The sequence below is a fragment of the Lysinibacillus sp. FN11 genome (assembly GCF_024628845.1).
GTDB lineage: Bacteria > Bacillota > Bacilli > Bacillales_A > Planococcaceae > Lysinibacillus > Lysinibacillus capsici.
The window spans coordinates 3029312-3047709 of sequence record NZ_CP102383.1 but is presented as its reverse complement, the minus strand read 5'-3'; the positions used below and the strand labels follow the sequence as shown (position 1 = coordinate 3047709).

13 protein-coding genes and 1 pseudogene are annotated in these 18398 nt (G+C 37.9%); 7 read left to right on the top strand and 7 right to left on the bottom strand.

The genetic code is table 11. The features are described 5' to 3' along the window. The first annotated feature begins 8 nt into the window (after nucleotides 1-8). The 3 genes from argJ to NP781_RS16130 all read left to right on the top strand — a co-directional run bounded on the left by argJ (nucleotide 9) and on the right by NP781_RS16130 (nucleotide 3193). On the top strand, nucleotides 9-1241 hold the full coding sequence (argJ, locus tag NP781_RS16140) for a bifunctional glutamate N-acetyltransferase/amino-acid acetyltransferase ArgJ (protein WP_221681010.1): 1233 nt from the start codon (nucleotides 9-11) through the stop codon (nucleotides 1239-1241). Further along, entirely contained in the window at nucleotides 1204-1989 is a 786-nt protein-coding gene (gene argB / locus NP781_RS16135) for an acetylglutamate kinase (protein WP_257520358.1), read from the top strand. The genes argJ and argB overlap by 38 nt, the downstream gene beginning before the upstream one ends. A 73-nt stretch (nucleotides 1990-2062) precedes the next feature. After that, nucleotides 2063-3193 carry an acetylornithine transaminase gene (locus NP781_RS16130; RefSeq protein WP_257522545.1) on the top strand — a complete coding sequence of 377 codons (1131 nt, stop codon included), beginning with the start codon at nucleotides 2063-2065 and terminating at the stop codon, nucleotides 3191-3193. Nucleotides 3194-3298: 105 nt separating this feature from the next. Here NP781_RS16130 and NP781_RS16125 read toward each other — a convergent pair whose 3' ends face one another. Continuing rightward, nucleotides 3299-4180, bottom strand: coding sequence for an NAD-dependent epimerase/dehydratase family protein (locus NP781_RS16125; protein WP_221681008.1), 882 nt, complete (start codon nucleotides 4178-4180; stop codon nucleotides 3299-3301). Nucleotides 4181-4313: 133 nt separating this feature from the next. Further along, the gene (locus NP781_RS16120; RefSeq protein ID WP_221681007.1) at nucleotides 4314-7346 is read right to left on the bottom strand and encodes a transglycosylase domain-containing protein; all 3033 of its coding nucleotides are present in this window, start codon (nucleotides 7344-7346) and stop codon (nucleotides 4314-4316) included. Between the two features lie 394 nt (nucleotides 7347-7740). Between NP781_RS16120 and tyrS the strand changes: the two genes are divergently transcribed. After that, nucleotides 7741-9009: a tyrosine--tRNA ligase gene (tyrS, locus tag NP781_RS16115; protein ID WP_221681006.1), complete on the top strand. Its 1269-nt coding sequence runs from the start codon at nucleotides 7741-7743 to the stop codon at nucleotides 9007-9009. A 50-nt stretch (nucleotides 9010-9059) separates the two neighbouring features. On the opposite strand, the gene NP781_RS16110 is transcribed toward tyrS, so the two are convergent. Both NP781_RS16110 and NP781_RS16105 read right to left on the bottom strand, forming a co-directional pair. After that, nucleotides 9060-9863, bottom strand: coding sequence for a cobalamin-binding protein (locus NP781_RS16110; RefSeq protein WP_221681005.1), 804 nt, complete (start codon nucleotides 9861-9863; stop codon nucleotides 9060-9062). 141 nt (nucleotides 9864-10004) lie between these two features. Continuing rightward, nucleotides 10005-11210, bottom strand: coding sequence for an iron-containing alcohol dehydrogenase (locus NP781_RS16105; RefSeq protein WP_004226138.1), 1206 nt, complete (start codon nucleotides 11208-11210; stop codon nucleotides 10005-10007). 520 nt (nucleotides 11211-11730) lie between these two features. Between NP781_RS16105 and NP781_RS16100 the strand changes: the two genes are divergently transcribed. After that, a complete protein-coding gene (locus NP781_RS16100; RefSeq protein ID WP_221681004.1) occupies nucleotides 11731-11967 on the top strand; it encodes a hypothetical protein in 237 nt (78 codons plus the stop codon). Nucleotides 11968-12112: 145 nt separating this feature from the next. Here NP781_RS16100 and rpsD read toward each other — a convergent pair whose 3' ends face one another. Continuing rightward, complete coding sequence (gene rpsD / locus NP781_RS16095) at nucleotides 12113-12715, bottom strand: 30S ribosomal protein S4 (RefSeq protein WP_004226141.1); 603 nt, start codon at nucleotides 12713-12715, stop codon at nucleotides 12113-12115. 468 nt (nucleotides 12716-13183) lie between these two features. On the opposite strand from rpsD, the gene NP781_RS16090 reads away from it, so the two are divergent. Then, nucleotides 13184-15067 carry a sensor domain-containing diguanylate cyclase gene (locus NP781_RS16090; protein ID WP_257520356.1) on the top strand — a complete coding sequence of 628 codons (1884 nt, stop codon included), beginning with the start codon at nucleotides 13184-13186 and terminating at the stop codon, nucleotides 15065-15067. Between the two features lie 89 nt (nucleotides 15068-15156). Here the strand turns inward: NP781_RS16090 and NP781_RS16085 are convergent, their stop codons facing one another. Continuing rightward, a complete protein-coding gene (locus NP781_RS16085) occupies nucleotides 15157-15636 on the bottom strand; it encodes a GAF domain-containing protein (protein ID WP_221681002.1) in 480 nt (159 codons plus the stop codon). Nucleotides 15637-15661: 25 nt separating this feature from the next. Next, nucleotides 15662-16455: pseudogene (gene hisJ, locus NP781_RS16080) on the bottom strand (histidinol-phosphatase HisJ). Between the two features lie 163 nt (nucleotides 16456-16618). Between hisJ and ezrA the strand changes: the two are divergent. Continuing rightward, nucleotides 16619-18319, top strand: a complete 1701-nt coding sequence (gene ezrA / locus NP781_RS16075; protein ID WP_257520355.1) for a septation ring formation regulator EzrA — start codon at nucleotides 16619-16621, stop codon at nucleotides 18317-18319. Nucleotides 18320-18398 lie beyond the last annotated feature (79 nt).

Here is an 18398-nt window from a genome sequence, read left to right as displayed (position 1 = left end):
AATTTCGGATGACAGTTACCACTTCAACGACTCTAATGAAAAAATTATCAAGTAAAAATATTGTTTCACCAAAAGGCTTTAAGGCAGCTGGATTACACTGTGGTTTAAAGCATAAGAAAAAGGATTTAGCCCTTTTGGTAAGTGAAGTCCCAGCAAGTGTTGCGGGTGTTTTTACTACAAACGCTGTGCAAGCAGCACCATTAAAAGTTACGAAGGAAGTTGTTTATGCAACTAAGAAAATGCAAGCGATGATCGTCAATTCAGGCAATGCGAATGCTTGTACAGGTAAACAAGGTGTAAAAGATGCCCAAACAATGCAAGCGCTAGCTGCGGAAAAATTAGGGATTGCACCAAATTTGGTGGGAGTTTGCTCGACGGGTGTTATTGGAGAAATGATGAAATTAGAGCCAGTAGCAAACGGTATTCTACAGTTAGAGCCAAAGGACAATTTAGAAAGTGCGATTGACTTTGCACAGGCTATTTTGACAACAGATACCGTCATGAAAAACACAAGCTATAGTACAACTGTGGATGGCAAGGAAGTTATTGTTGCAGGTGTAGCAAAAGGTTCAGGTATGATCGAACCTAATATGGCCACAATGCTAGGCTTTATTACAACAGATGCCAATATTGAATCTGAGGTGTTGCAAGCAGCTTTATCGACTATTACTAATTTAACATTTAACGCTATTACAGTTGATGGGGATACGTCCACTAATGACACAGTGGTAATATTGGCTAATGGCTTGGCAGGGAATAATTCTTTAACACCAGAGCATCCAGATTGGCAAAATTTCTTTTACACTTTGCAAACAGTAGCGGAAGATTTAGCAAAAATGATTGCCAAAGATGGTGAAGGAGCAACGAAGCTTATCGAAGTGGAAGTTGTTGGTGCAATTTCAGACGAGGAGGCACGTAAAATTGCAAAAACAGTCGTTGGTTCACCACTTGTAAAGACTGCTGTTTTCGGCTGTGATGCTAACTGGGGGCGTATTATTGCAGCAGTAGGGTATAGTGGCGCAACAGTTGATCCAGATAAAATTACCATCCAAATCGGTGGTGCTACTATGGTAGAAAACGGTGAACCAATTCCTTTTTCTGAGGATGAGTTAATTCAAATATTAAAAATGCATGAAGTAAAAATCTATGTGTCCCTTGGTGTGGGTGATGGTAAGGGGCATGCTTGGGGATGTGACTTAACATATGACTATGTTCAAATCAATGCATCATACCGCTCATAAACGTATGGTCATTAAGCTTGGGGGCAGTACACTGGAAGGTTTAAATGAGGCTTTCTTTGATAATTTTAAAAGATTACAAGAGAGTGGAGTAGAGCTGATTATTACCCACGGAGGTGGGCCAGCCATAAATCGAGAATTAGCTGTCCAAGGCATACAATCACATACATTAAATGGAATACGTGTCACGAACGAGGCTGCAATTAAAGTTGTCCAATCGACCCTAATAGGGCAAGTAAACACTGCATTAGTTCATGAGTTAACAACAGCTGGTATAGCAGCCATCGGATTAAATGGCTTTGATGGTCAGTTGATGGTCGTAGATTTTTTAGATCAAGAGACTTATGGCTATGTCGGAGCTATTAAAAATATCAATACATCCTTATTGGAAGCTTTAATGGGTGTAGGGATTGTACCTGTTATTGCCTGCGTAGGTGCCACCGAAGCAGGTCAGGCTCTTAATATTAATGGCGATACGGTAGCCAGTGAAATTGCTTTAGCCGTCGGAGCAGATAGCTTACTACTCGTGACGGATGTGAGTGGTATCCGTATTGAAGATGAATATCAAGCAATAGCTACACCTAGTCTTATAGATCAATGGACAGAGCAGGGCCATATTTACGGTGGAATGATTCCGAAAGTGCAAGGAGCGATTGACTGTTTACGGGCAGGGATTCCTTCTGTACAAATCGTAGGTGCAACTTTAATTGGTACAACAATTGTAGCCACAAGTGAACTTCTTTCTTCCTAGTGTTCTAAATAGGATAGCTTGAGAAGTATAGTTGTTGAAAGAAACTATTTTAAATGATAGTGGAGATGATAACATGAGTGTTTTATTTGAGAATTACGGCAAGCGTCGTGCACAAATTGTCAAAGGTCAGGGGACAATTGTTGAGGATTCAACAGGGAAGCAATACTTGGATTTTACTAGTGGCATTGCTGTGGTGAGTCTTGGACATGCTCATCCAGCCGTTGTACAGGCACTTCAAGAGCAAAGCGAAAAGCTATGGCATATTTCAAATCTTTTTGAAATACCAGGTCAGGAAAAGGTGGCAGAAAAATTAATTGCTAATACACACTTTTCACATGCCTTTTTTTGTAATAGCGGGGCTGAGGCTAATGAAGCGGCCATTAAATTAGCTCGTAAGCATACAGGCAAACATCATATTATTACATTTGAAAAATCATTCCATGGTCGTACCTTTGGAGCAATGTCTGCAACAGGTCAAGGCAAAGTACATAATGGCTTTGGACCACTCGTAGAAAAATTTTCGATTTTGCCCTTTAATGATGCTGCTACACTTGAAGCAACCGCTGATGATTCTGTGGCAGCTATAATGTTAGAAATGATTCAGGGAGAGGGTGGCGTTAATAGTGTATCGGCAGAATTTGCAGCAGCTATTGCAAAAGTCTGTGAGGAGCAAGGTATACTACTAATTGTTGATGAAGTGCAAACGGGCATTGGGCGAACAGGAACACGCTATGCATTTGAACAAACGGTATTAAAGCCACATATCATAACTTTGGCAAAAGGCTTAGGTGGTGGTTTCCCTGTTGGTGCAATGCTCGGAACTGCTGAGCTTCATGCTACATTTAGTCCAGGAACACATGGTACAACATTTGGTGGAAACCCTCTTGCGATGAATGTGGCACAAGCTGTTTTGAATCATGTGTTTGAGCCGGATTTTTTACAGCATGTACGAGAAATATCTGCCTATTTTGTGGCACAACTAAGGGCTCATTTACCTTCTAGCTATACTGTTCAAGGTCAGGGTCTCTTGTTAGGGATTGGCTGTGGGGACACGGAAATAGCGCCTTATATCGCGGCAGCGGAAGAAAGTGGTCTTTTATTAGTAGGGGCAGGGCCAACAGTTATTCGTCTCTTACCTCCATTAACGGTCACAAAGGAAGAGATTGATAAAGCAGTAGCTATTTTAAAGAACATATTACCGTGATACACTTCAGCAATGAAAGTGAGGCACCAGCGGCAAAAATGCCTTTGAAATTAGGAATGAACAAAGAATCTGCTAGATACTAGCAGATTCTTTGCGCTATAAATGCTACTGTAGCTGTTTTACTAATGTTGTCACTAATTTTGGTAGCCAATCTTCAAGCTGACTAAACGTAAATCCTGCCTTCTCGGCCTTTGCATTGGACATATACCAATCAGCAGGCACCCCATAAGGAGACTGTGATTCCTCATCACCACCAATGAGGGAAATTTTTGCGCGCTGACCACTCGCTTCTTCGATTAGAGCAATTAGATCTTTGAGAGACATTGCCCCTGATGCGGTAGCATTGTATGGTCCCTCAATAGGAGTAACACCCGCAAAGTATAAAAATTCAGCTGCTTCTTCATCTGTAATATAACTCATCTTTGCATCAATGTTCGGTAAAGTAATCGGCTGATTCTGTAAAATATGTTCAACGTGGAAATGTAAACGTCGAGTATAATCATCTTCACCCATCACAATTGGGAAACGTACAGCTACGACTGGGAATGAAGCTTCTTTGAATAATACTGCCTCCGCTTGTCGTTTTCCTTCTCCATAAGAAAATTGCTCTTGATGTCCCATGCGAATTTGATACTGGTATGGATCAAAGTCTTCTTCCTTTTTCATTTTACCATCTACCTCATAGGTTGAAAGAGTAGAAGTAAAGACCAGCTTTTTCGTTTTCCCTTTTAATATCTCGCAAATCGCTTGTGCCTCGTTGGGCGCATAGCAAATATTATCATAGACAATGTCCCATGTTGTATTGGCTAGTGCCTGTTCTAAAGCATCACGATCATTACGATTTACTACTAATTGCTTAACATGTGTACCAAAGGGATTGCCACTTTGACCACGTGTTAAAATCGTTACATTATGTCCATTTTGAATACAAAGATCAACTAGCTTTTTTCCAAAAAAACGCGTGCCTCCTAAAATCAATATGTTCATATATTTTCACCCCTTCAAAATAGTAGTCCTCTTAATAATGACAAAAAAACAGACTAACTACAATTCATAAGTAAAATGCAGTAAGTCTGTTTAATTGATTATCTACTACAAATGCTTGCTAAGGCATAATGGATTAGCGCCTTGACGTTTCAGTTGGAGTAGTGGTATTACCATTGTCTCCTCCGTTTGTGCCATCTCCAGGGTTATCAGATCCATCACCATGGCTTCCGGATCCATTTCCATTATTGGAGCCATTGTCGTTGCTACCAGAACCATCACCGTTATTGGAGCCATTGCCGTTATTACCAGACCCGTTCCCGTTATTGGAGCCATTGCCGTTACTACCCGAACCATTACCATTGCCATTAGTAGGTGGCGTTGTAGGTGGTATTGGTTCTTGGTCGTTTTCCTCTGGATCAGGTTCGTTTTCACTACCGCCAGTAGACACAACATTGGAGTGTGGTGATGTTAAACCTGTAATATCTACAGCGACCACTACATAAGCTTGTCCACTAGCAACCGTAATGCTTTGTGTTGACTCTAGTACGGACGTTACAAGTGTATTACCGCCATTCGTAACGTTGTAGATACGATAACCAACAACATCATTCGATGACTCTGACCATGATAATGTAGAGCCATTTACTGAAGCTGAGACAGCTGCTGGAGGGCTACCATCTGCTGGGAAATCAACAGCTGATACAGATGAATTCGACAATGTAGAATTCTTTGGTAACAGACTAGCAGGGTTCCCGCCAAGTCTACCTAACATTCGTTTAATAAAGTCTTGATTAATGCCTGCGCCACCTGCTTTTACAAACTCGGCTGGTGTATTTGGCAACGCATTATAAGTTTTTCCTTTAATCGTCACAACACTTGAAGAGGCTAAGCTATCATCAGGTTGTGAGGGTAAAAATACTTTCGCATTAAATAAATCTGAGCGTACAAGACCTGCGCTAGCACAAGCTGCAGAAGGGGCCATGCCGGAAATGCCACAGAATGACGCAGTCACAACATTTTTAGGCGCCTTAAAACTTGTTGGTGGGTCAATTAGCTGAGGGTCCGCATCGTAAACGGCATTCATTAAAGTACCCCATAGCTTATTCACCCGAACGCTTGGCTGTAAATAGGTATTGTTAAATGCATAAAGTGTACGAGGTTGATCGTAACCCATCCAAACACCAAGAGATACATTAGGGTTATAACCAACTAACCAAACATCTTTATATTCTTGAGAAGTCCCTGTTTTTGCAGCAAAATCAGAAGAGAACTTTAATGTATTTCGTGCCATTGTCCCTGTTCCTTTAGTGAGAACATCACGTAACATATCTGTCACGATATAAGATGTTTCTGGGCTAAATACTTGAACAGGTTCTACTTCATGTTGGTAAACAATATTACCTTCTTGGTCTTCAATTCGATCAATCATATAAGCGTCAATGAATTGGCCACCATTTGCAAAGGTAGCAAAGGCATTTGTATTTTCTTCAACAGTAGTTCCTTCTCTTAAAGCGCCGATCCCAGTTGCTAGGTTAGTAAAATCATCGGGATGTAATTTTGAGAATCCCATTTTTACTAACAAATCTGCAGGGCGTCTACTAATAATATCATTATATAAACGTAGTGCTGAAATGTTTTGAGAATCTGCTAAAGCTTCACGTGCTGGGATAAGACCTCGCTCATCACTCGTAATATAGTTACTTGGACTCCAAGAACCGACTGAGAATTTCACGTCAACTAATGGGCTACCCGCACCGATTACGCCATACTCAATGGCAGGTCCATAAACAAGTAATGGTTTCATTGTAGAACCGTTAGAACGATAAGCTTGTGTTGCATGGTTTACTTGAGTGGTTTTAAAGTCTCGACCACCAACAAAGCTTAAAATGCGACCTGTCGTATTTTCTATTAAAATACTACCTACCTGTACTGGCATCTCAATATCAATTTCTTCACCAGTAACAGGGTCTTTCCCTTTACCAGTATACGTATGACCATAATACTGGAAGTCTTTTGCTGCTTTTTGCATTGCATCATACATATCTTTATTAATGGTTGAATAAATACGATAGCCTTTTGAGCGAACATCACGATCTGCTAAAATCGTATATTTATCCTTTAATTTCTTTTCTGACTTTAAGCGCTCTGGGTCAATCCCATCATCTTTTGCTAGTTTTTCAGCAATAATATCTTTTGCACGAGCTTCAAGCTCATAAGTCAACCAAGGATATCGATCCTCCGCGCGCATTTCTGGTCCACGGAAATCAGCAGCAATATCATAGTTTAACGCTTCATTATACTGTGCATCATCAATATAACCAGCTTCTTTCATACGATAAAGTACTGTTTTCATACGATCAATACCTGGTTTCAAAGCTTCTTCACTTTTCAGTTCACCTGTATTTGTAAATGGTGTATAAGCAAATGGTGCCTGTGGAATACCAGCTATGTACGCAGCTTGAGGAAGAGACAATTCTTTTGCTTTTACGCCAAAAATTCCTTCCGCAGCTGTTTCAACACCTGCAATATTTCGTCCTGAAGAGTTACGACCATAGGGAATGATATTTAAATAAGCCTCTAATATTTCTTCCTTCGTCATAAAATGTTCTAAACGCATCGCCAGTAAAATTTCCTTAGCTTTACGCTCGTATGATACTTCATTAGTTAGTACTTGGTTTTTAATAAGCTGCTGGGTAAGTGTAGAACCACCTGTTTGCGTTGCAGAGTTAGTGACATCTTGTAATAACCCACGAACAACCGCTTTAGGAACAATTCCGTTATGCTCTCGAAAATATTCATCTTCTGTTGCCAGAACAGCATTCACGACCTCTGGTGCAACATTGCTAAGCGAAGTTTCACGTCGATCTAAATCTGTCCTTAATTTCCCAATATAAATATCGTTGGCAAAATAAATCTCACTGGTTTCTTCATAGCTAAAAATTTGATCCCTTAACTCTTGTTTTGAGCGTAAGGGTTCTTCTTTCACAAGAGAAGCAAAATAACCAGCTCCAACTGAACCGACAAATACAGTGCCAACCAATGCAAAGACTAAAAATAGTAAAAATAAGTTCCAGGTAACACTACCTGAAATACGTAATTTCTTCATCCATTTTTGTTCAAGTAATTCATCGATCTTTGCATTGATTTTTTCAATCCAATCTTTCAATGTATCGACCTCCTAAAATCTTGTCTATTATAGCACATATTGTTTTGGCACGAACATAGTTATTGACTTTGAAAAAGAATCGTATAAAATTATGTTTATAGTTTTCTGGTGATGAAGAGTTTGCAGTAGTGTCTATATTCCCTGTTTAGAGAGCCGGTGGTTGGTGAAAACTGGTCATAATGTAGAGACGAATTACGTACTTGGAGCTTAGACGTGCGCGCCTGCGATAAAGGCGGCTGAATGAAGTGGAAGGTGGATGACATCTTCAAGCTGGGTGGTACCGCGTTAGTTTGCAACTTAACGTCCCTGCATGCAATTGTTTGCGTGTAGGGACTTTTTTTATTTAAACATGTCCATGCACGTAACGAATTTAACCATTTTAGGAGGAATGAACATGACAAACGAATTATTACAAGATTTAGAATGGCGTGGTTTGCTATACCAACAAACAGATGCGGAAGGCATGGCAAAATTATTAAATGAACAATCCGTATCTTTATACTGTGGGGTAGATCCAACAGCTGACTCCATGCATATTGGACATATTGTTCCATTGTTAACACTTCGTCGATTCCAAAAAGCAGGCCACCGTCCAATTTTACTTGTTGGTGGTGCAACAGGGATGATCGGTGACCCGTCTGGCCGTTCAGAAGAGCGTCAATTACAGACAGTAGAGCAAATCGATAAAAACGTTCAAGGAATCCGTAGTCAATTAGAACGTATTTTCGAATTTGCAGAAGATGGCAATGGTGCTCAGCTTGTGAACAATCGTGACTGGATTGGTAATATAAACACAATTGAGTTTTTACGTGATTATGGGAAATTAATTAACGTAAACTACATGTTAGCAAAAGATACGATTGCTTCTCGTCTTGATACAGGAATCTCATTTACAGAGTTTGCCTATACGTTAATTCAAGGTATTGATTACAATCATTTATACAATCACTACAATTGCCGTATTCAAGTAGGTGGCTCTGACCAATGGGGTAATATTACAACAGGGTTAGAGGTTATTCGTAAAACACACGAGGAAGAAACGAAAGCCTTTGGAATTACGATTCCATTAGTAACCAAGGCAGATGGCACAAAGTTTGGTAAAACAGCAGGTGGTGCTGTTTGGCTAGATAGTAAGAAAACATCTCCATATGAGTTCTACCAATTCTGGATCAATGCAGCTGATGCAGATGTCATAAAATACTTAAAAATCTTCACGTTCCTATCTCGTGAAGAAATTGAAGCTTTAGCCGTATCTGTAGAGGAGGAGCCACATTTACGTAAGGCACAAAAGGCACTAGCTGAAGAAATGACTCGTTTAATACATGGTCAAGAGGCATTAGAGCAAGCCATCCGTATTACAGCTGCATTATTCTCAGGAGATCTAAAAGCACTTTCAGCTGAAGAAATGAAGGATGCTTTTAAAGATGTTCCTTCTATTGAAATGGCTAAAGATGATAAAAACATTGTGGAGCTACTTGTGGAGGCGGGCATTTCCTCTTCCAAACGTCAAGCACGTGAAGATGTATCAAATGGTGCAATTAGTGTAAACGGTGAAAAGGTAACGGATTTAGAATATGTAGTCGATGCGAAGGATCGTTTAGAGGATGCATTTAGCATTGTTCGACGAGGTAAGAAAAAATATCATATGGTGAAATTTATATAATTTCTATTTGCAAAACCACATCCCAAAAAAAGTTGGATGTGGTTTTTTAATCATAAGAAACTTGGAGGTTTTATTTGTTCATATTCTTTAGGATGCAGTATTTTTCCAAGCTTTATAGCACCTTCAATAAGTCGTGGAGAAGGGCGACAATACAGCCATTCTTCCATTACATGGAGCTGTTCCGATTGAATGGCATGTAACTCTTTGGCATATGGACGTTTTAATAAATTAGCAGGTTGGATACGCTCAAATGCTACACCAACCCAAGCCATCATGATATAGTCAGGCTGGCGTTTAACAACATCTGTCCAATCTGTTTGAACACTAGCAAGCTCAACATCTTGAAATAGATTAATGCCACCGGCAAGAGCGCTAATTTCTGTTAGCCAATTTATTTTCCCAGGAGTAAAAATAGGGTTCGGCCACCATTCCCAATACAGGGTAGGTTTCTTCGGAATTGTTTGTGCAATGGAATACATTTTTTCGATGGAATGCATGTACTCTTCAGCAATTTTCTTTGCTTGTTCCTCCACTTGACAAGCTTTCCCGAGTGTCAGAAGATCTTGCGCAATTTCTTCTAATGAGTTTGCATTAAAAATAATATGAGGAATATTTCTTTCTTTTAGTGCCTCAATGTTTTTTTCCATACCAGGTACACTCAAGGAAGCCAGAACAAGATCAGGCTGTAGTGCCTCTAATGCCTCCATGTTAATTGATAAATCAGGCCCAAGCTGTGGTAGATCTTTAACCGAGGATGGCCAATCGGAATAATCATCAACTCCAACGAGCTGGTCTGTCAGCCCTAAATAGGCGACTAATTCTGTATTGCTAGGACAAATTGAAATTAAACGCATTATTGTTTTCTCCTATTCTTTTTAAGAAAAGTATAGCGAGAGTTCCCGTGATAGACAACGTGTGTGTATCGAGCCCATAAAAAAAGGGGAGAAAACATTTGTTTTCTCCACCCTTTGTATAGGCTTATAGGAAACCATCGATTAAGAAAGGGCAACTGCCTCGAGTGACTCTTCTTTTTTCACAATAGGACCCATTGCATTTGTGATGATTTGTTTGATATCCTCTAGTGTTGCTTTACGAGGGTTCGTCTCAGCACACACATCTAACAATGCATTTTTTGCTAAGATCTCAATATCCTCATCTTTTGCACCTAATTCACGGAAGCCGCTAGGAATATTTAAATCTTGTGATAACTTCTCAATAGCTGTAATAGCCTTTTCAGCGGCATCGCGCTTACTTAAACCTTCTACATTTTCTCCTAATAATTCAGCGATACGAGCAAAGCGCTCTGTACGTGCTGTGACATTAAATCGACAAACATGTGGCAATAAAATTGCGTTGCACACGCCATGCGGTAGGTTATAGAAACCACCCAATTGATGAGCAATTGCATGAACATAGCCAAGTGATGCATTATTAAAGGCCATTCCCGCTAAAAATTGTGCATATACCATTTGTTCACGAGCTTCTATATCAGCTCCATTTGCATAGGCACGAGGTAAATATTCAGGGATTAGTTGAAGGACCTTTTCAGCACATGCGTCCGTGATTGGTGTAGCATTCGTAGAAACGAATGATTCAATAGCATGTGTTAGTGCATCAACCCCAGTAGCTGCCGTAAGAGCAGGAGGTAAACCAATCATTAATTCAGGATCGTTTATAGAAAGTAACGGTGTCACATGCTTATCAACAATGGCCATTTTTACTTTGCGTGCTGTATCCGTGATAATAGTGAAACGAGTCATTTCACTGGCAGTACCAGCAGTTGTATTAATTGCAATTAATGGCACAAGTGGATTTTGTGATTTGTCAACGCCTTCATAATCATGAATGCGTCCACCATTCGAAGCAATAAGTCCGATACCTTTTGCTGCATCGTGTGCGCTGCCTCCTCCAAGAGAAACAATAGAATCGCAGTTTTCCGCATGATACACGGAAATACCATCTTCAATGTTTTGATCTGTTGGATTTGGTTCTGCTTTAGGGAAAATTGCTACATCAATTCCAGCAGCTGTAATGATGTTTGCAATTTGTTCTGAGAGACCTAATTTGTGTAGGCCCTCATCTGTTACGATTAATGTCTTTTTCACTTCTAAATCATTTAAGCGTTTACCAACTTCTTGAATTGCTCCAGGTCCAAATAAGTTTGTTTTCGGCATAACAAATTGCTTTAGAACGTCTGACATATTTCCAACCCCTTTTAAAAAATTATTATTGCTTGAATGATGGTGAACCACCTTTCGCAATTCATCGTATTCTATTTTTTGTGAAAGTTCAACTCGTATTTTTATTAAAATTGTTAATTTTTTTCGTGTTATTATTTTACAAAAAAGTTAAGGCGGTGAAAGAAGGGGGGAATGTTGTTTTGTAGTAGAATATTGAATTTAAAAAGGTTTTAAAAATATTTTACTATGAAAGTAAATTATATTTTTTGGAAAACAGTTCTATTTTGATGACCTAATGAATAGTAAATAACTGATATTTTGTTTTTAATATAAAGGTAGTGATTATGTTATATTGAAACTATGTAATTGCTATTTTAAAGTACATAAAAATGTCACAATATAAGATGGGAAAATTATTGTTAATTATAATAATTGGGGCAATGCGTCTGTGCTGAAAAAGTAGTGCATCATTTTGGAGAAATTAGTGGAAATATAAATTCTTGCTTTCGCTTAAATTTATAGTTAGGCTGGTTTAACAATCATGAGTATTTTATTTGTTGGTGGGATTGCACTTGCTGTCCCTTTATTAGTGGCGCTTGTTAAACAGTTAGGTTGGAATATGGGAGGGATTGCAATCTCTATGTACACAGTAATATTATTTGCTGGAACAAGTGTTGCACCGTTCATATCTGTTTATTTCAAACAATTTCTTTACTGTAGCCTTCCTCCTACTTGCTACAATACTCGGTACGGGATTAGTTTCTGCATTAATGATTAAAAGCAAGAAAAAACGTAGGTTCTAATTGATTGTTCATAGGAAGTAGGATCAGGACGATCAAACGTTGAAAAATAAAAAAGCCCTGAAGCCTTGGGATGCAAGGGATTTCAGGGTTTTTATTAGCATTATTTGCAGTGCAAACTGATTAACGAGAGTAGTACTCTACGATGAATGCTTCGTTGATTTCAGCTGATAATTCAGAACGTTCTGGAAGGCGAGTGAATGTACCTTCTTTTTTGTCAGCATCAAATGTTAAGTAGTCAGGTACGAAGTTGTTTACTTCGATTGCTTCTACTACTACAGCAAGGTTTTGAGATTTTTCACGAAGAGAAATCGTTTGACCTGGTTTTACGCTGTATGATGGGATATCAACGCGTTTGCCATCTACTAAGATGTGACCGTGGTTAACTAATTGACGAGCTCCACGACGAGTACGAGCTAAACCTAAACGGTAAACTAAGTTGTCAAGGCGAGTTTCAAGAAGGATCATGAAGTTTTCACCGTGAACACCTTTCATTTTACCAGCGCGGTTAAATAGAGTACGGAATTGACGTTCGTTCATACCATACATATGACGAAGTTTTTGTTTTTCTTGAAGTTGTAAACCGTATTCTGATAATTTTTTACGTTGGTTTGGACCGTGTTGTCCTGGTGCGTAAGGACGTTTTTCGATTTCTTTACCTGTACCGCTTAGTGAGATACCAAGACGACGTGATAATTTCCAAGATGGACCTGTATAACGAGACATATTGTTGTCTCCTCCTTTAAATTTGGTTTTTTTGTTGTAAAACAAAAACCAGTAGTACCCGTTCTTACACGCATTTTATTTTCATGTACTTTCGCCTATGCAGCCGTTAGGTTACACAATACACCATCTAATTTTCATTACTGATCATCTAAGTAGTTGTACATCAGAAAATAGAGGAATAAAATACAATCATAAGCTTATACCACTGCTGCGTTTATTTTACACAACCTCCATTGTAACTGCTTAGGACAAGGACGTCAATTATTAGCTAGTGAAAAAATATAAAAGAACATAGTAGGAAATTCCTCATTACCTATTTTGAATAATATGGGAATAGTTAATGATACGCTGTGTTATGTAAATTGTAAAAGTAAGGGATAATTACATAGTCAAAATGACACAAATTATGTATAATATATTATAAGTTAATAGTAATTGATTTGGACGTTATATAGAAAAGGTGATTTCATGACAGACCATTTACAAACGCTAAAATATATAAAATCTGATGTTTTGAGCTTTTGGGTGAGTTCTTATGAAGAACAAACTAGTTTTAATGGGTATTTTTGTTCATTGAAACAGTTTCTAAAGAAGCGCTTGAAAATTGATAATGCTGCTTTTCTTAGTTTTGAAGGTAATTCCTTAATCCCAATCGAAGAGATGGCTTCATTAACAATTGAAACAAAGCTAAATGCTGTGTCATGGCTGATGATCGAAGCTAGTTTTTATCAACAAAAAGTAGTGAAAATTCCTTATGTATTGAAAGCAAGACAGGCCTATTCAATGATGACAGATATGGTGCTTTTCCAAGCAGAGGGCAAAAATCCCATTGGTATATTACTTGTGGAGGCAACAGAGTCTTGGACAGACTTTATGACCTCGGAGTATGGTGAAGAGTGTATAGAAATACTTTCAAAGGTTCTTCAAATGATTAGAGACAATTTAGATGTCAAAATAAATGAAGACCAATATAGAAAACTATATAACATGACTGACTTATTTCATTCAACAATGGATATTGATTTAATTTTAGAAAACGTATTAAAAAATATACGGGATAATTTTCCTGAGTTTAATGTGGAGCTTATTTTATCGAATGATCAAGATCGACACACGACCATCGATATTAAGCTTTTTGATTATTTATCAGAAAGACCTGCTACAATTGAAGCCTTTGTATCAGGAGAGTTAACGACAGAGTTAGCGAGCGATTTAAATTGTCGGTTGTTAAATGCACCGATTAAGGGCAGGCAAGCTATTTATGGCATCTTGCAAGTAAGTGCTCCCACCACTTATCTTTTTTCAACAACCGAAAAAGATTTTGTACGGATGTTGGCACAAGCTTCAGGAAATGCTCTTGAAAATGCAAAGTTATATCATCAATCGCATCGCCTCGTAAGTGACTTACAACTCATCAATGAAACTTCGCATCGTTTAAATATGCGAATTGACATTCATGAAATGTTACTTTTCCTACAAAAGCAGTTACTGAAATCCTTTCAGCCAATGGAAGTATGTTTCGCATTTAAAAAACACGATACATTTGAAATAACAGGTGCAAGTACCTCCCTGTTCCATTCAGAAAACGGTCAATGTTATATAAAACATGTTGAACAGCACTTTGCTCAAACGAATGATCCACTATTTGTTGCCGATTTCAGCCGTCTAACTCCTAATCAAATTGAGTATCGCTCTATTATGGCGATTCCTATACTTATGGAGGAAAAGATTAATGGTTTTAGTATTGTCTTACATAAAGAGCCATATTTCTTTTCATTCGATAGTTTCAAATTAATGCAATCTTTAATTCACCATTCATCATTAGCCATTGCAAACTCAATTTTACGAACACAGCTTCAGGAAATGGTCGATTTGGATCATTTAACGAAATTGTATGCTCGCAGTTACCTCGATCAGTTTGTAGAAAAATCACTTGAATATGATCAATCGGGTATGTTTTTGTTAATTGATATCGATAATTTTAAACGCATTAATGATACGTATGGTCACCAAGTTGGAGATAAAATTCTTGTTCAGATTGCGGTTCAATTAAAAGAGACTATTGGAAGTCGTGGGATTTGTGCAAGATGGGGTGGAGAAGAAATGTCTGTCTATGTCCCTAATATCGATGAAAAAGAAGCTTTAGAATTAGCATCAACCATTGTGGAAGTCATCCCAAGTGCCACAGATCCACAAGTAACCATTTCTGCGGGTCTTATAACATGGAATGAGCGAGATCGACCAGCATTCCAATCTGTGTTTTTACATGCAGATACAGCCTTGTATGAAGCGAAAAACAGCGGGAAAAATCGCTTTTGTACTCACAATGGATCGTTCCAAACGAATTCATAGAATTGATAATGCAAAATGTAAATGGTTGTTTAAATAAATCGCCCTGAAATGACAATATAAAACATTTCAGGGCAATTTTTAATATTGTATTATAAATGGTTAAGGAGTGTTCTAGCAAATTCCTCTAGGCCACTACGATCTTCCTCTGTAAATCGATTCACGATAGGACTATCGATATCTAACACACCAATAATTTCATCTTGCTTCATTAGCGGTATAACAATTTCAGACTGCGATGCAGCATCACAGGCAATATGTCCTGGAAAATCATGTACATCTTTTACAACAACTGTTTCTCTTGTTGCCACAGCTGTACCACAAACACCACGCCCAATAGGAATTCTAACACAGGCAGGAAGACCCTGGAATGGTCCTAACACAAGCTCATTATCCTGCAAGAGATAAAACCCAACCCAGTTAATGTTCGTTAAAAATTGATTTAACAGAGCGGAGGCATTACTTAAATTGGCGATTTGATTGGTTTCGCCAGTTAATAGTGCATCTAATTGTTTTGATAATGTCAGATACTGGTCAGCAATTGATCCTTCGTAATTAATTTGTGTAAACATACTAAGCACCTCGTTTAAAAGTTATTCATATTGGTAATATAACATTATAGTGTTGATGTAAATCTTCTGCGCTATGTGCATCTGAACCAAATACATATGGTAGTTTAATGGTTTGACTATAATTGATAAGAGCAAATGGTGGATAAGGCTCCTGACAATATTGTTTACTTAAACCAGCACTATTTAAATCTAATTCATAGCCCGCCAATTTCATGCTGTCTAATACTTCTTTGATATGTGGGATGTCATTGATTTTTTCGTTGTGCGCTAGTTGGAATTTATGAATAAGTGATGGGTGCCCAATCCGTTTCGGTTTGTATGGACCAAGATCTGCTCTAATCGATTGTAGGACAGTATCATAATATAAATCATAAACCTGTTCAACAGAGCCAACTTTTTTGAAAAATCAATAAAGCATTCAGAAGAAAAGTCGATACATACAAAGGTATCTTGCCATTTTAAAAAATGGACTGATAAAATAGCGTCATCTAAAAGATGTCCATAGGTATCAAGGAATTGACGAGTTTCTTGTTCGTAGCCTTGGATGTAGTCTACTTCTAGTCCGATGCGGATACGAATAGCTTGTGCATACTGTTGTTGCAGATGTTGCAATTCTTCAATGTAAGACATGAGATCATCAGGATTCATGCCACTATCTTGTTGCGGGGTTGGATCGACAAAACTTTTGGGCAATGGGGCGTGTTCTGTAAATGTTATATCTGTGAAATGTTGAGAAATTGCTTTTTCAATATATTGCTTGAATGAGTCCGTAGTGCCATGTGGACAAAAAGGACTATGTATATGCCCATCACGTTTCATAATTTACCACTCCTTTAGCTCTATAGATACGCTATTTAAGTATTTCTCAATAGCGAAAATACAGTTTTCTGAAAAACACTTAAATTTTAGTACAAAAGGCGAAAACATAGTATATAATAAATACAACTAGCCAATTCGTTTATTGTAGAATAGGAGGCTTACGATGGAGTATATCATCATTCCGATTATCCTACTATTAATTTTAGCCATAGTAGGATTTATGATGCGAAGAAAACATGTTGCAATTATTGCAAAACTAGAAAATGAAAAATTACAAATACAACATAATCCTATAAATGAAGAAATTTCAAAAGTAAAATCTTTAAACATGAACGGTGAAACGGAAGAAATGTTTGAACGATGGCGTAATACTTGGGATGAAGTCATCGACGTACATATGACTAAAATCGATTCTCTTCTATTTGATGCTGAGGATCAAATTAATCGACTTCGTTTTAAAAGGGCAACTTTTATAGAACGTGAAATTGAAGATTACATTGAGAAATGCGACCAAGATAAAAATAAAATTTTAGAAGAACTGAATGAATTAATTGGCAGCGAAGAAAAAAATCGAATTGAAATCGAACAATTAAAGGAATACTATCGCTCTGCAAGAAAGACATTGCTGGCTCATCAACATTCATTCGGTGTAGCATTACCTGCATTAGAGAAGAAGCTAGAGACATTTGTTCAAAAATTTGAAGAGTTCGATGTCCTAACAAATGAAGGTAATTATTTGCAAGCGCGAGAAATTGTCATTAGCTTAAATCAAGAATCACAGCAGACATTCGAATATATTAATGATGTTCCAACCATCTTAACGGAAATTCAAGTAAAGCTACCAGGTGCGGTTCAGGAGTTGCGTAATGGTCAGCGTGAAATGGAAGACCAATCTTACTATTTACAGCATTTAGAATTGACAGATGCACTTAATAAATATGAAAAAGAATTTGAGGCATTAAAACTCGAACTTGCAGAGCTGAATTTAAAAGTTGTTAAACCGCGTGTGACAGAAATAAATGAAGAAATCGACCATTTTTATGATTTACTTGAAAAAGAGGTTATTGCTAAAAATTATGTAGATCAAAATTGTGATCGTTTATTAAGTTCTATTACCAATGTCATTTCTTCAACAAAATTGGTGAATGACGAGGCAACGTATGTACAGCAAAGTTATCATTTAAATGAAAAAGATGCCGAAATTCCAAAAGTCGCTTTAAAACAATTGGAAGCACTGCAACGTCGCTATGATCTATTAGCTATGCGAGTTAGTGAAGAAAAATCAGCTTATTCTAGCTTACAGGAAGAGTTAATCGAAATTAGTGAAGAGCTTGAACGAATTCATGAAGAACAAGGTCATCTATCGAATACAATGAAGAAACTTCGAATAGATGAAAATAAGGCACGCGCTCAAGTCGAAAACTTAAAGAAAATATTACAGGATACTGATCGTTTATTGAACAAGGCAAATATTCCAGGAATTCCTGAGGAGATGGATGCAAGACTTGATGAGGCAGCAGAGCACATCTATGTTGTCATGCAAAGCTTGCAAGAAGTACCACTTAATATGGGTACTGTTCATAATAATCTAAATGCAGCAACACTCTGTGTAGAGGATGTTAAAGTAAAGGCACATGAGTTAATAGAAAATGTGATGCTCATTGAACGTATTATTCAGTACGGTAATCGCCATCGCGCATCGAACCCAAAATTGAACGGACGTTTACGAGAAGCAGAAGAGGCTTTCCACCAATTCCGTTATGCAAAGGCTTTAGAAGAAGCAGGTACTGCAGTGGAAGAAATGGAGCCAGGTGCCTTAAAGCGTATTCAAGAAATGGTTGCCGAAGAATTCATAGCAAAATAATTCAAATAACATTTTGAGCTGTCTAAAAAGTATAGCGATTACTTTTTAGACAGCTTTCTATTTATGCTTAGATTAGGAT

Excerpts from the sequence above, each read along its gene's own strand:
- argJ (WP_221681010.1), top strand. The coding sequence starts at position 9 with ATGACAGTTACCACTTCAACGACTCTAATGAAAAAATTATCAAGTAAA.
- argB (WP_257520358.1), top strand. The coding sequence starts at position 1,204 with ATGACTATGTTCAAATCAATGCATCATACCGCTCATAAACGTATGGTC.
- NP781_RS16130 (WP_257522545.1), top strand. The coding sequence starts at position 2,063 with ATGAGTGTTTTATTTGAGAATTACGGCAAGCGTCGTGCACAAATTGTC.
- NP781_RS16125 (WP_221681008.1), bottom strand. The coding sequence starts at position 4,180 with ATGAACATATTGATTTTAGGAGGCACGCGTTTTTTTGGAAAAAAGCTA.
- tyrS (WP_221681006.1), top strand. The coding sequence starts at position 7,741 with ATGACAAACGAATTATTACAAGATTTAGAATGGCGTGGTTTGCTATAC.
- NP781_RS16110 (WP_221681005.1), bottom strand. The coding sequence starts at position 9,863 with ATGCGTTTAATTTCAATTTGTCCTAGCAATACAGAATTAGTCGCCTAT.
- NP781_RS16105 (WP_004226138.1), bottom strand. The coding sequence starts at position 11,210 with ATGTCAGACGTTCTAAAGCAATTTGTTATGCCGAAAACAAACTTATTT.
- NP781_RS16100 (WP_221681004.1), top strand. The coding sequence starts at position 11,731 with ATGAGTATTTTATTTGTTGGTGGGATTGCACTTGCTGTCCCTTTATTA.
- rpsD (WP_004226141.1), bottom strand. The coding sequence starts at position 12,715 with ATGTCTCGTTATACAGGTCCATCTTGGAAATTATCACGTCGTCTTGGT.
- NP781_RS16090 (WP_257520356.1), top strand. The coding sequence starts at position 13,184 with ATGACAGACCATTTACAAACGCTAAAATATATAAAATCTGATGTTTTG.
- NP781_RS16085 (WP_221681002.1), bottom strand. The coding sequence starts at position 15,636 with ATGTTTACACAAATTAATTACGAAGGATCAATTGCTGACCAGTATCTG.
- ezrA (WP_257520355.1), top strand. The coding sequence starts at position 16,619 with ATGGAGTATATCATCATTCCGATTATCCTACTATTAATTTTAGCCATA.